The sequence below is a fragment of the Marinobacter sp. OP 3.4 genome (genome assembly GCF_036224885.1).
Taxonomy (GTDB): Bacteria; Pseudomonadota; Gammaproteobacteria; order Pseudomonadales; family Oleiphilaceae; genus Marinobacter.
On record NZ_JAVVLT010000022.1, the window covers coordinates 1 to 13,902 of the forward strand.

Here is a 13,902-nt window from a genome sequence, read left to right on the forward strand (position 1 = left end):
CTGAGCGAAGCGAGTTTGGGCTTTTCCGGAAGAAAAGCCTCCCGGCCCTGTGCCTATGCTCCAGGGCCAGAAATCACAAACCATCAAACGGGATTCAACTGATCACTGTTGCGGAACAGTGCCTGCCAGTCCGTCTCGTTCCCCCAGATATCCAGCCGCTCCATGGCTGCCAGCAGGTTGTCGCGCAGGGCCTCCATATCCTCCGAGCGCCGCTTGATGGCGGTCTCGAACTGTTCCGAGGCTTCCCGCAGTTCCGGCACCCCGCAGTAGCGGGTGGCGCCGTGCAGCTTGTGCACGCATTCCAGCACCGCCTCCACATCGTCCTCTGACCACTTCGCCCTGATGGTCTCCTGGTCCGGCCTGAGCTGCTCCAGCAACATGCTGAACAGTTCTTCCGCCAGATCCGGCTTGCCGGCGGCCAGGCGGATGCTCTCCTCCACGTCCACCACCGGCTTCTGGCGGCGACGGGTGGACGGGCGCAGTGGCCGCCGGGTGTCGCGGAATTCGGCGACACTATGGCTTTCTTCCTCCACCGGCTGTTCCGGGGGATGGTAGCCGGTGAAGTCGGACAGGGTTTCCATGAGCTGGCTACTGTTGACCGGCTTCGCCAGGTAACCGTCGAAGCCCTGCTGCATCAACCGTTCCTGCTCGTCCGCCAGGGCGTGGGCGGTCAGTGCGATAATGGCGGTGCGGTGATGGTTGTTGTCCAGGCCCCGCAGCCGGGCGGTGGTTTCCACGCCGTCCATGCCCGGCATCTGCAGGTCCATGAAGATGGCGTCAAAGCTCTGGTTGCGGGCCTTGCTCAGGGCCTCGAAGCCGCTGGCGGCGCCCTCGGCGGCGATGCCGCAATCCTTCAGCAGCGTCAGCACCAGCTTCAGGTTGGCCTCGTTGTCGTCGACCGCCATCACCCTGGGCAGGTTCGAGACGGCCCCACCGGGTGGCGGCAGCGCGCCTCTCGTCCGCTCCCGGGGGCTCCGCTCGTTGCGGGTCTCGATGCCGTGGACCAGCATCAGCAACTCATCGTACAGCGGCTCGCGGCAGATGGGTTTGATCATGTGGCTGCTGGCCATCCCGGTAAGGATGGTATCGTGGGACTCCAGGGTCGGTGTCAGCAGCAGGGTGCGGCAGTCCCGGTCCACCTCCAGGCTGCGGATCAGTTCCCGGTACTGGCTGGAATTGAGCAGGTGCCGGGTAATCCCCACAATGGCCACGGCGTAGCCGGACTGTTTCTGCTGGGCCTCTTCCACCTGTTCCAGCATCTCCACCGGCGAGTTGGCCCGGGTAACGTCGATGCCCCAGTCCCGCAGGATATGTTCCACCGCCAGGCCAGTGGTCTTCTGCTGTTCCAGGTAGATGATCCGTTCACCGCGGAGGGCATCGTGGGGCAGGGGGGCCTCGGTGCCCGTGGACAGTTCCGTGGTCAGGGTGAACCAGAAGGTGGAGCCCTTGCCCAGTTCGCTTTCCAGGCCGATATTGCCGCCCATTTCCTCCACCAGGCGCTTGGAGATCACCAGCCCGAGGCCGGTGCCGCCGTACTGGCGGGCGGTGGAGGCGTCCGCCTGGCTGAAGGCGTTGAACAGCGACTGCTGCTGGGCCCGGGACAGGCCGACACCGGAGTCGGAAATGCTGATGCGCAGGGTGACCTCGTTGTTCTCCGTGTCTTCCTCTTCCAGGCTGGCCCGCAACACCACCTCGCCGGTCTGGGTGAACTTGATGGCGTTGTTGACCAGATTGGTGATCACCTGCTTCACCCGCAGCGGGTCCCCCATCATGTTGTTGGGCACGTCGGCGTAGACCAGTTGTACCAGGTCCAGGTTCTTGCCGTGGGCCGCTGGCGCCAGCATCACCATGACCTCCTCCACGATTTCCCGCAGATGGAAGGGCACCCGGTCGAGGATCAGCTTGCCGGCCTCAATCTTGGAGAAGTCCAGGATATCGTTGATGATGGTCAGCAGGATTTCCGAGGACTTGCGGATGGTGTTCAGGTGCTCCGCCTGCTGCTTCTGCAGTGGTCCTTTCAGCAGCAGCTCGGTGAACCCGATGATGCCGTTCAGCGGCGTGCGGATCTCGTGGGACATGTTGGCCAGGAATTCCGACTTGATGCGGCTGGCTTCCAGGGCGTCCTTGCGGGCGAAATCCAGCTCGATGTTCTGGATCTCGATGGTTTCCAGGGTTTCCCGCAGGTCCTCGGTGGCCTGGTCGATGTTCTGCTGCATCTCCGCCTGGGCCTTGCTCAGCTCCGCCGCCATGTCGTTCAGGCCGGATTCAAGCTGCTCGAACTCCGGGCCTGCGCTGGTGTAGACGCGGGTGTCCAGATGGCCCTCCTTGAGACGGGCCACGGCGCGGTTGAGCTCGAATACCGGGTTGGTGAAGGATCGGCTCAGGCGCAGGGCAATGGCCAGGCTGAGCAGCACGCCCGCCACGATCACCAGCAGGGAAATGAACAGCGCCTTCCAGGTTTCCTTCTCGGTGCGCACGTGGGACATTTCCACGGCGGCCCAGCCGATGGGTTCCATATCATCGGGGACGGTGGTGGCCCCGGATTCCAGGTCCAGCAGGTTATCCAGCATCAGGTCCTGCAGGTAGACCGGTGACATGAACACGGTGGTGCCCGAGGTGGTCCAGCGGGCCACCGACGAGCCGTCGGGGAACTGGTCCGGCGTTTTGAAGCTGGTGGCCGGACCGGTGTGCAGCAGCCGCTCCCGGCGGGCGTTGTAGAAGGTGATGGAGCGCACGTCCTGCTCTTCCAGCAGGGCGTTGGACAGGCTGCTCAACAGACTGCGGTTGGAGGTGAACATGCCGTACTCGGCCGCTGCGGATAGCTGGCGGGACAGGGAATCGCCCCGGTCGTCCAGCAACTGGTTGATGTTCTGCACCCAGCTCCAGGAGAAAAACAGCCCCAGCAGGACCGTGGTCACCAGGGTGGGAACCAGGGTTACCACCAGAACCTTTTTGCGAATACCCCAACGACGCATACGTCTGTGCCTGCCCCTTGTCCGATCCCTGGTTTGTGGTCACCCGCCGGTCCCTGACGTTCCCACCCTGAAGTGGCCGACCGCTTTCTTATAGCCCACGGCAATGGTTATAGCGGGAACCTGTATTGGGCGAGTCGCCCGGTTATGCGTATGATGCGCACCTCAGGAAACCAAAAAAAGGTCCTGACGGCCCGTTGAACTTAACAACTCAAAACTGTCTCAAAAACGCCTCAAGTGTAACATAAGCGTTTTGAAAAGCTGTGCAGCCCATCTCGACGAGGAGCACCCAAGCCATGCATTTCCCCACCATCGAGGACTACGTCGGCCATACCCCGCTGGTCCGGTTGCAGCGACTGCCCGGTGACACCAGCAATGTGATCCTGGCCAAGCTGGAGGGCAACAACCCCGCCGGTTCGGTCAAGGACCGCCCCGCCATCAGCATGATTCAGGAGGCGGAGAAACGGGGGGATATCCGACCGGGGGATACGCTGATCGAGGCCACCAGTGGCAATACCGGCATCGCCCTGGCCATGGCGGCGGCCATCAAGGGGTATCGCATGAAGCTGATCATGCCCGCCAACATGAGTGAGGAACGCCGTGCCTCCATGCGGGCCTATGGTGCCGAGATCATTACCGTATCGAAGGAAGAGGGAATGGAAGGGGCCCGCGACCTGGCGTCCCGCATGCAGGAGCAGGGGGAAGGGCTGGTGCTCGACCAGTTTGCCAACCAGGACAACCCGCTGTCCCACTACCGCACCACCGGGCCGGAAATCTGGGAGCAGACCCAGGGCAGCATTACCCACTTTGTCAGTTCCATGGGCACCACCGGTACCATCATGGGCGTGTCCCGCTACCTGAAGGAATGCAGCCCGGATATCCGCATCATTGGCCTGCAGCCGAAGGAAGGCTCGTCCATCCCCGGTATCCGTCGCTGGCCCGAGGAGTACCTGCCGAAAATCTACGACGCCTCACGGGTGGACGAGGTGCTGGATGTCAGCCAGGAGGATGCCGAGAACACCATGCGGGCCCTGGCCCGGGAAGAGGGCATCTTCTGCGGCGTTTCCTCCGGCGGGTCCATTGCGGCTGCCCTCAAGCTGTCGGAGCAGGTTGAAAACGCGGTGATCGTGGCCATTATCTGTGACCGTGGCGACCGCTACCTCTCCACCGGGGTGTTTCCGGGCGCCTGACTGTTTTTCCTACCAGAGACGTTGTGTATGAGTCGTAGACGCAGGAAACCCCTGCCCAGGGAACCGCTGCCGTGCGCCATCGAGGCGTTCAGTCATGATGGCCGCGGCATCGCCCGCGAGGAGGGCAAGACCCGCTTCGTGGACGGCGCCCTGCCCGGTGAGCGGGTGATGGCGAAGATGATCTCCACCCGCAGCAAGTTTGATGAACTGCGTACCGAAGAGGTGCTGGAGGCGTCGCCGGAGCGGACCGAACCGCCCTGTGATTTCGCCGACCTCTGTGGCGGCTGCAGCCTGCAGCACATGGCGCCGGATGCCCAGATCCGGTTCAAGGAAAACACCCTGCGGGAGCACTTTGCCCATTTCGGGGGCATTGAGCCGGAGCAGTGGATCGAGCCCATGCGCTCGCCCTCCCTGGGCTACCGTCGCAAGGCAAGGCTGGGGGTGCGGTTTGTACCCAAGCGGGATTCGGTACTGGTGGGCTTCCGGGAGAAGCGCAACAGCTTCCTGGCGGACATCAACCGCTGCGTAGTGCTGGACCCCCGCATTGGTGAGCGCATCGACGACCTTCGCGGCCTACTCTACGGGCTGGAGGCCTACCAGCACATTGCCCAGGTGGAAGTGGCCTGTGGCGATGACGAGGCCGCCATGATCTTCCGCAACATGATTCCCCTGAGTGAAGCCGACCGCTCGGCGCTGGTGGCCTTCGGCAAGGCCCATGACTTGCATATCTACCTGCAGCCGAAAGGCCCGGATACGGTCCACCGGATCTGGCCCGAGGGCGGCGAGGAACGACTGAGCTATCGTCTGCCGGAATTCGACCTGACCATGAGCTTTCATCCCATGGATTTCACCCAGGTCAATGCGGACATCAACCAGCGCATGGTACACCGGGCCGTTGAGTGGCTGGATGTACAGCCGGGGGAGCGGGTGCTGGACCTGTTCTGCGGCCTGGGCAACTTCACCCTGCCGCTGGCCCGCCAGGCCGGTCAGGTGGTGGGTGTGGAAGGTGATGACGCCATGGTGGTGCGTGGCCGGGAAAACGCCGAACGCAACGGGCTGGACAACGTCACCTTCCACGGCGCCAACCTGCAGGGGGACTTCACCCGTGAGAGCTGGGCCTCGGAGGGCTTTGATCGCATCCTGATCGATCCGCCCCGGTCCGGCGCCCAGGAGATTTGTGAGCACCTGACCGCTTTCGGTGCCCGGAGAATCGTCTATGTTTCCTGCAACCCCGCCACCCTGGCGCGGGATGCGGGAGTGATCGTCAGCAAGGGGTATCGCCTGAAGCAGGCGGGTGTGATGGACATGTTCCCCCACACCACCCATGTGGAGTCCATCGCGCTGTTTGAGAGGGACTGACCAGCGGCGACGGGCTTTGTTCGGACACAAACGGCAGCAACAGCATGGTAAAAGTACGGGAAGACTACGCGGTTACCGCGGACGGACAGGTGGATATCGAGGGCTGGGTACGCCACATCGGGGCCCAGACCCGCCTGGAAAACCCGGACCAGTTCCGCCGGGCCTGTGAGCTCAGCGCCGAGATCGACCGCCGTGCCGTACAGGAAGACCGCCTCTGGGCCCCAGGCGCCAGCAGTTTCCGGACCGGTATCGAGATGGCCCAGGTACTGGTTGAGCTGCACCTGGACCAGGCCAGCCTGGTGGCCGCCATCCTCTACCGGGCGGTCCGGGAGGGCCGTATTGGCCTGGAGGAAATCCAGAAGGAGTTCGGCGACGAGGTGGCCGGCCTGATCCAGGGCGTGGCCCAGATGGCTGCCATTTCCGCCATCCATCATCCCCTCAAGGGCAATGTGCTGGGTCAGACCGAGGGCCAGTTGGACAACGTCCGCAAGATGCTGGTCACCATGATCGACGACGTGCGGGTGGCCCTGATCAAGCTGGCGGAGCGGACCTGCGCCCTGCGGGCGGTGAAGGATACCGCCTACGAGAAACGCATGCGGGTGGCCCGTGAGGTGTTCGACATCTACGCGCCCCTGGCGCACCGGCTGGGAATCGGTCATATCAAGTGGGAACTGGAGGACCTGTCCTTCCGTTACCTGCATGAGACCGCCTACAAGAAGATTGCCAAACAGCTCGACGAGAAACGCCTGGATCGTGAGGGGTATATCCAGAAGGTGCTCCGGGAGCTGGGTGACGAGTTGCGTCGCTCCGGTATCGAGGCGGAGCTGTCCGGCCGGGCCAAGCACATCTACAGCATCTGGCGGAAGATGCGGCGCAAGGGCATCGATTTCTCCCAGGTCTATGACGTCCGCGCCGTGCGCCTGCTGGTGCCGGAGATGCGGGACTGCTACGCCGCACTGGGCATTGTCCACAGCCTCTGGCGGCACATTCCCAACGAGTTTGACGACTACATCGCCAACCCCAAGGAAAACGGCTACCAGTCGCTCCACACCGCCGTGATCGGGCCCGAGGGCAAGGTCATGGAGGTGCAGATCCGTACCCACAAGATGCACGAGGAAGCGGAACTGGGGGTCTGTGCCCACTGGCTGTACAAGGGTACTGACACCGGCAACCGGTCCACCGGCTACGAGGCCAAGATCAACTGGCTGCGCCAGGTGCTGGAATGGCAGGAGGACCTGGGCGACCTGTCCGGGCTGGAGGACCACCTCTCCGGCGATATTGCGTCGGACCGGGTCTATGTGTTCACCCCCGAGGGCCACGTGGTGGACCTGCCGCAAGGGGCCACGCCGGTGGACTTTGCCTACCGGGTGCATACCGAGGTGGGCCATGCCTGCCGGGGTGCCCGGGTCAATGGCCGTATCGTGCCGCTGACCTATCCGTTGCAGACTGGCGACCAGGTGTACATCCTCACCTCCAACAACCAGGCGCCGAGCCGGGACTGGCTCAACCCCAGCCTGGGGTACATCCAGACACCCCGGGCCCGGGCCAAAGTCACCCACTGGTTCAAGCAGCAGGACCGGGACCGGAACATCGCGGACGGACGGGCGATCCTGGAGGACGAGTTCAAGCGCCTGTCCATCTACGACCTGGACCTGAACGAACTGGCCCGCAAGGTGAACTACCCGGCGGCGGATGACATGTTCGCCGCCATCGGTGCCGGCGACCTGCGTCCCACCCACGTGGCCAATGTCGGCCAGGAGATGCTGGAACCCCGGGAGAAGCAGCTTGACCTCAAGCTGCTGGGCAGCCGCAACCGCAAGTACGACACCGACTCGGACATCCAGATCCGTGGGGTGGGCAAGCTCAAGACCCAGGTGGCCAAGTGCTGCAAGCCGCTGCCCGGGGACCCCATCGGCGGCTACATCACCGTGGGCCGTGGGGTCACCGTGCACCGCCAGGACTGCCTGACCTTCCTGCACCACAAGGAATACGAACCCAACCGGATTATCGAGGTAAGCTGGGGCGGACGGCCCGAGGCCACCTATCCGGTGGATATCGAGATCGAGGCCTATGACCGCTACGGGCTGCTGCGGGACATCACCCAGGTGCTGACCGCGTCCCGCAGTAATGTGCTGTCCCTGAACACCCTGTCCAATGTGGACGATAACACCGCCACCATGCTGGTCACCGTGGAAATCCACAGCCTGGAGCAACTGGCCCGGCTGCTGGCCCAGATCCGCAACCTGCCGAACATCATCGAGGTAAGGCGCAAACGGTCATGAGTTACAGCATCGACGACCTGAAGACCCTGATGGCCCGCCTGCGGGACCCGGATACCGGCTGCCCCTGGGACACCAAACAGACCTTCCGTACCATCGTGCCCCACACCCTGGAGGAGGCCCACGAAGTGGCTGACACCATCGAGCGGGAGGACTATGCCCACCTGAAGGAGGAGCTGGGGGATCTGCTGTTCCAGGTGATCTTCTATTCGCAGCTGGGCCGGGAGCAGGACCTGTTCGATTTTGATGCAGTGGTGCACACACTGGTGCGCAAACTGCTGCGCCGGCACCCTCATGTCTTCCCCGAAGGCACCCTGGAAAGCCGGGTGGATCCGGACAACCGGCCCACCGATGAATGGATCGCAGCCAGTTGGGAGCGGATCAAGGCCGAGGAACGGGCCGAGAAGGGTGAAACCGAATCGGCGCAACCGGCCAGCCGGCTCGACGATATCCCCGCCTCCCTGCCGGCCCTGACACGGGCGGACAAACTGCAGCGCCGGGCTTCCCGCCACGGTTTTGACTGGCCGGATGTCGAACCGGTGTTCGACAAGCTGCAGGAGGAAATCGCCGAGTTGAAGGTGGCCTGGCAGAACGCCCAGCAGGACCCGGCCGCCCGGGACGAGGTGGAGGACGAGCTGGGGGACCTGATGTTTGTCTGTGTCAACCTGGCGCGGTTCTTGAAAGTGAACCCGGAACAGGCGTTGCGGCGGACCAACCGCAAGTTCGAGGCCCGCTTCCGTGCCATCGAGGACATCCTGCGGGAGCAGGGCAGGGACCTGGATGAGGAATCCCTGGAAGCCCTGGATGAGATCTGGAACCGTGTCAAAGGTGTGGAACGTTCTCACGAAACGTAAGGTATTGGTACGCAAAAGCCGAAAATAGGTACAAATCGTTACCGATTTCAACGCTTGTATTCTGCACGATTCAACTACACTGCGGGGTAAGGGGAGTTCCAAGGCCAGGGGGCCTGCAACCGGACTCTCCAGCCCTCAGCCATCAACTTGATCGGGCGCAGTCGAAGGCAGGAGTCGAAGCATATGAAGATCCGCGATCTGGTTAGTCATTGGGATAAACACGCCAAGGGTCGTCTGACCCGGGACGCCTATTACGTCAAGCTGGCCGACAGCCACCACGAAGAACTGTCGCGACTGGCTGCCCTCTACCCGATGAAGTCTCCCCAGGACCTGATGCGGGACCTCATATCCGCTGCCCTTGATGAGCTGGAAACCTCCTTCCCCTACGTGGAAGGCGACAAGGTAGTGGCCTACGACGAAGACGGTTTCGAGATCTACGAGGACGTGGGCCTGACGCCCCGGTTCGTGGCCCTGAGCCAGAAGCACATGGAAGATCTCAAGCACCGACAGCTGGTGTCGGTGGCCTGAGTACTATTAGGTCACTGCACAAAGTTTACGTAGAACATCCCCTCTCCCCAACGCGGGAGAGGGCCAGGGAGAGGGGGAGCGCCCGCAGGGCGCTGGCGTCCGGACTGCGGAGTTAGCCTCTCCACCCTCTCCCCAACCCCTCTCCCGTCAAGGGAGAGGGGCTTCACCTCAAGACCGCTTCAGTTTCTCCTTCAGTGGCGTACTCTCCGCCAGATCATCCAGTGCCGCGGCAATCATGTCATTGAGGATATCCGCCTCACTGCGATCCGGGTACATCTCCGCCAGTGCGGCCACCCGTGCGGCGTCTTCCAGCGGCAGTCTCAGATTGTAGTCATGGGTACGGTCGGCGGGCTGTTTTTCTTCCTGCCAGTGCTTGGGAAGGTCGGTTACTTTCATGGAATCTCCTTTTAACCCCCTTGCGGTTGGGCTGTGTCGTCGTTATTAGTATCAGTATAGTGTCGATCATTCGTCAATTGACCATACGATTCTGATTAAAAAGGAACTGTCCGTGGCAGAACTGCATCCTGACCTGAGAGAGAACGTCCGCCTGCTGGGCGAGTTGCTGGGCGACAACATCCGCAACTATCCCGGCGAGGAAATCTACGATCTGATCGAGGAAATCCGCGCCGCCGCCAAGGCCGACCGGCTCCAGGAGAGTGGCTCCGGGCAGCGCCTGGTACGCCTGCTCACCAACCTGCGGGACGACCAGCTGCTGCCGGTCACCCGTGCCTTCAACCAGTTCCTGAACCTGGCCAACCTGGCGGAACAGTACCATGGCATCCGCCGCAAGCGGGGCCACGAGTCCGACCTGATGGTGGAGTCCCTGGAGGAAGTCTTCGGCCGTCTGAAGGCCGGCGGGGTGGATGCCGACACCCTGCATCGCAAGGTCTCGGACATGCGCCTGGAGTTCGTGCTCACCGCCCACCCCACGGAAGTGGCCCGGCGCACGCTGATCATGAAGTACGACGAGATGTCCGGCTGCCTGGCGGCGCTGGACCACGATGACCTGCTGCCCACGGAGCGGGATGAAATCCTGGAGCGCCTGCGACTGCTGGTGGCTGAAGCCTGGCATACCGACGAGATCCGCCATGAGCGGCCCACGGCGGTGGACGAGGCCAAGTGGGGCTTTGCGGTCATCGAGAATAGCCTGTGGGAGGCGCTGCCGAAGTTCCTGCGCAGCCTGGACCTGTCCCTGGAAGACGCCACCGGCAAGGGCCTGCCCCTGGACGCCACCCCCGTCCGCATCGCGTCCTGGATGGGCGGTGACCGGGACGGCAACCCAAACGTCACCCACGAGGTCACCCGCACCGTGTTCCTGCTTGGTCGCTGGATGGCCGCGGATCTGTACCTGCGGGACATCCAGTCGCTCCGCGCCGAGCTGTCCATGTGGCAGGCCAGCGACGAGTTGCGGGAGCAGGCGGGGGACTGTCGCGAGCCCTACCGGGAAATCCTCGGTCGCCTGCGGGAACGGCTGATCCGCACCCGGGACTGGGCCGAGGCCCGGGTCAACGGTGATCCGGCGGACGACAGCGACATCCTGTTCGAGAACGAGGACCTGACCGCGCCCCTGGAGCTGTGCTACCGCTCGCTCATCGACTGTGGCCTGGACACCATCGCCAACGGCCCGCTGCTGGATACCCTGCGCCGGGCCCACACCTTCGGGCTGCCCCTGATTCGCCTGGATATCCGCCAGGAATCCACCCGCCACGCCGAGGCCGTGGCGGAAATGGTGGAGTACCTGGGGATGGGGAATTACCTGGAGTGGAGCGAGGAGGAGCGCCAGCAGTTCCTGGTACGGGAGCTCCAGGGCCGCCGCCCGCTCGTGCCCCGCCACTGGGAGCCCTCGGCCCCGGTGCAGGAAGTGCTGGACACCTGCGCCGTGGTCGCCGGCCAGACGCCGGAAGCCCTGGGCTCCTACGTGATCTCCATGGCCAGCCAGCCCTCCGACGTGCTTAGCGTGATCCTGCTGCTGCGGGAGGCGGGCATGAAGTTCCCCATGCGCATCGTGCCCCTGTTCGAGACCCTGGACGATCTGCGGGGCGCCCCGGCGGCCATGGAGGCGCTCTATTCCGTGGACTGGTACCGGGAGTACTGCCACGGTGCCCAGGAAGTGATGATCGGCTATTCCGACTCCTCCAAGGACGCCGGCCAGATGATGGCCGCCTGGGCCCAGTACCAGGCCCAGGAGCAACTGACCGAGGTGGCCAACCGCTTTGATATGCACCTGACCCTGTTCCATGGTCGCGGCGGCACCGTGGGCCGGGGCGGCGGTCCCGCCAACCGGGCGATCCTGTCCCAGCCGCCGGGGTCGGTGAATGGCAGCTTCCGCATCACCGAGCAGGGGGAGATGATCCGCTTCAAGTTCGGCCTGCCACGACTGGCGGAACAGAGCCTGACCCTGTACACCACGGCGGTGGTGGAGGCCACCCTGGCACCGCCCATTGCCCCTGAGCCGGAGTGGCGGGAGGCCATGGACTGGCTCACCGAGCGCTCCCTGGAATCCTACCGGGCCGTGGTGCGGGAGAACCCGGATTTCGTGCCCTATTTCCGCCAGGCAACGCCGGAACAGGCCCTGGGCAAGCTGGCCCTGGGCAGCCGCCCCGCCAAGCGCAAGCCCAGCGGTGGTGTGGAAAGCCTGCGGGCCATCCCGTGGATCTTCGCCTGGACCCAGATGCGACTGATGCTGCCAAGCTGGCTGGGCAGCGACGTGGCCCTGAAGGAGGCAGAGAAGGCGGGCAAGATGCCGCTGTTGCAGGAGATGCGACAGCAGTGGCCGTTCTTCCGCACCTACATTGACATGCTGGAAATGGTGCTGGCCAAGTCGGATCTGCAGATTGCCAGCTACTATGACCAGACACTGGTGGAGGCCGACCTGCGCCCGCTGGGGCAGGAGCTGCGTGAGCGACTGGCGGGCTGTATCGAGGAGGTCAAGGCCCTCAAGAACCAGCAGGTACTGCTGGAGGAAGAGCCGGTGTTCGCCCACTCCATGAAGGTGCGCAGCCCCTATACCGACCCGCTCCATTACCTGCAGGCGGAACTGCTGCGGCGTAACCGGGAGGCGGAGCAGAACGTGGCCGCCGAAGGCGCCGATGCCGAGGTGCAGCCCATGCCGCAACTGGTGGAGCAGGCCCTCAAGGTGACCATGGCGGGAATCGCCGCAGGCATGCGAAACACCGGCTGACGCGGTGCATTGTGCCGGGGTAACATAACGGGGGATGTGGTACCCTCTCGCCGGTTTAATGATGAACAAAGGAGACGTCAGTGGCAGCGGCCGCCAGAGTCGAGCAGTTTCTCAATCGCAAGGGCCTGGCCTTTGAGTTGGTGACGGTGTCGGAGGATCCCCGTGGCGGGCTGGAGGCGGCCGTGCTCGGGGACGGCATCGACCGTCGCCAGGTGATCCGCAGCACGGCGCTGATTGATGTCAACGGTGTGCTGCTGGTGGTTCACCCCCTGGACAGCTCGCCGGACCTGGATGCCATTGCCCAGCGCACCGGTCGTCGCCTGCAACCACTGACGGTGACCCAGGCGGGCCGGCTGTTCAGCGATTGCGCGCCGGGTTTCGTGCCACCCTTCGGGTCCGCCTACAACCTTCCGGTGCTGGTGGAGGAATCCCTGTATCAGGCGGATCGCGTGGTCATGGCCTGCGGTTCGTCCTCACGCCTGATGACCATGGCGGGGCGGGAGTTCCGGCTGGCCATGGCCGGTTCGGAAAAGGGGCATGTCACCATCCGCCACAGCGGCCAGGCCGCCAACAGCATCACCCTGGAGGAGGTCGCCGAGAAGCTGCAGAAGCTGTACCGGCTGCCGCCCATGCCGGCCCTGGCCCTCAAGATCCTCAACCTTACCAGCAACCCGGAGGCCTCGGCCCGGGAGCTGGCCCAGGTCATCGAGTACGACCCCAGTGTGACCGCCCAGATCATCCGCTACGCCCGCTCGGCCCTGTTTAACTATCCGGGCCAGATCGATTCGGTGCAGGAGGCGGTCACCCGGGTGCTGGGCTTCGAACGGGTTGCCCATATTGCCCTGGGCATCGCCTCGGTCCGTGCCTTCGACATTCCCCGCCAGGGTCCCCTGGGCATGGACCAGTTCTGGCGTCACTCCCTCTACTGCGCCTTTGTCAGCCAGCGGCTTGCGCCCCAGTGCGGGGTGGACTCGTCGCTGGCCTACCTGTGTGGACTGCTCCACAACTTTGGCCTGTTGCTGGTGGGCCACCTGTTCCCCACCGAGTTCGAGGACCTCAACCGGCTTCGCGCGGCCAACCCCGAGGTCAGCATGCGGGCCCTGGAACAGCAGGTCTTCGGCAACTCCGACGAGCAGCAGATGCTGACGGTGGGGCACGGGGTGATCGGCGGCATCCTGCACAAGCTGTGGCAGATGCCGGACCCGGTGATCAAGGCCGCCGGTGTCCACCAGCAAATGGATTACCAGGGGGGCCACAAGACCTACGTGGTCATGGTGCAACTGGCCAACGCACTGCTCAAGGAAAAGGGCGTGGGGGATGAGTTCAACCCCAATGATATCGATTACCTGGCGGAGCAGCTCGGGCTCGATACCGGCAACCTCGACCGCCTGCGGGAGGATGTGGAGCAGGTGGCCGATGATCTGGACAGTCTTGCTCACTCTCTGTCATCCTGACCAACCTTTGTTCGGTCGCCGTTCGTGCCGGCTAGGAGTCTGCGCGGTAGAAATCGCGCCAGGCGAGAGCGTCCCACTTTGAGGC

The 13,902-nt window shown here is 63.8% G+C and carries 9 protein-coding genes; 7 read left to right on the forward strand and 2 right to left on the reverse strand.

All coding sequences use genetic code 11. From position 1 onward, the window contains the following. Positions 1–83 precede the first annotated feature (83 nt). Positions 84–2,975 (reverse strand): ATP-binding protein, encoded by a 2,892-nt coding sequence (locus RO069_RS03775; RefSeq protein ID WP_328185405.1) that lies wholly within the window; start codon positions 2,973–2,975, stop codon positions 84–86. A gap of 293 nt (positions 2,976–3,268) precedes the next feature. On the opposite strand from RO069_RS03775, the gene cysM reads away from it, so the two are divergent. From cysM to RO069_RS03800, 5 genes are all read left to right on the forward strand, one after another. Then, positions 3,269–4,162 carry a cysteine synthase CysM gene (gene cysM / locus RO069_RS03780; RefSeq protein ID WP_328185406.1) on the forward strand — a complete coding sequence of 298 codons (894 nt, stop codon included), beginning with the start codon at positions 3,269–3,271 and terminating at the stop codon, positions 4,160–4,162. A 27-nt stretch (positions 4,163–4,189) separates the two neighbouring features. After that, a complete protein-coding gene (rlmD, locus tag RO069_RS03785; RefSeq protein ID WP_328185407.1) occupies positions 4,190–5,521 on the forward strand; it encodes a 23S rRNA (uracil(1939)-C(5))-methyltransferase RlmD in 1,332 nt (443 codons plus the stop codon). A 44-nt stretch (positions 5,522–5,565) separates the two neighbouring features. Then, the gene (relA, locus tag RO069_RS03790; protein ID WP_328185408.1) at positions 5,566–7,803 is read left to right on the forward strand and encodes a GTP diphosphokinase; all 2,238 of its coding nucleotides are present in this window, start codon (positions 5,566–5,568) and stop codon (positions 7,801–7,803) included. Beyond that, positions 7,800–8,654 carry a nucleoside triphosphate pyrophosphohydrolase gene (mazG, locus tag RO069_RS03795; protein WP_328185409.1) on the forward strand — a complete coding sequence of 285 codons (855 nt, stop codon included), beginning with the start codon at positions 7,800–7,802 and terminating at the stop codon, positions 8,652–8,654. The genes relA and mazG overlap by 4 nt, the downstream gene beginning before the upstream one ends. 183 nt (positions 8,655–8,837) lie before the next feature. Next, positions 8,838–9,182, forward strand: a complete 345-nt coding sequence (locus tag RO069_RS03800; RefSeq protein ID WP_328185410.1) for a pilin assembly protein — start codon at positions 8,838–8,840, stop codon at positions 9,180–9,182. A gap of 168 nt (positions 9,183–9,350) precedes the next feature. Here the strand turns inward: RO069_RS03800 and RO069_RS03805 are convergent, their stop codons facing one another. After that, positions 9,351–9,578, reverse strand: coding sequence for a hypothetical protein (locus RO069_RS03805; RefSeq protein WP_328185411.1), 228 nt, complete (start codon positions 9,576–9,578; stop codon positions 9,351–9,353). 112 nt (positions 9,579–9,690) lie between these two features. On the opposite strand from RO069_RS03805, the gene ppc reads away from it, so the two are divergent. Both ppc and RO069_RS03815 read left to right on the forward strand, forming a co-directional pair. After that, on the forward strand, positions 9,691–12,363 hold the full coding sequence (gene ppc / locus RO069_RS03810; RefSeq protein WP_328185412.1) for a phosphoenolpyruvate carboxylase: 2,673 nt from the start codon (positions 9,691–9,693) through the stop codon (positions 12,361–12,363). Between the two features lie 80 nt (positions 12,364–12,443). Beyond that, positions 12,444–13,817: an HDOD domain-containing protein gene (locus tag RO069_RS03815; protein ID WP_328185413.1), complete on the forward strand. Its 1,374-nt coding sequence runs from the start codon at positions 12,444–12,446 to the stop codon at positions 13,815–13,817. Positions 13,818–13,902 lie beyond the last annotated feature (85 nt).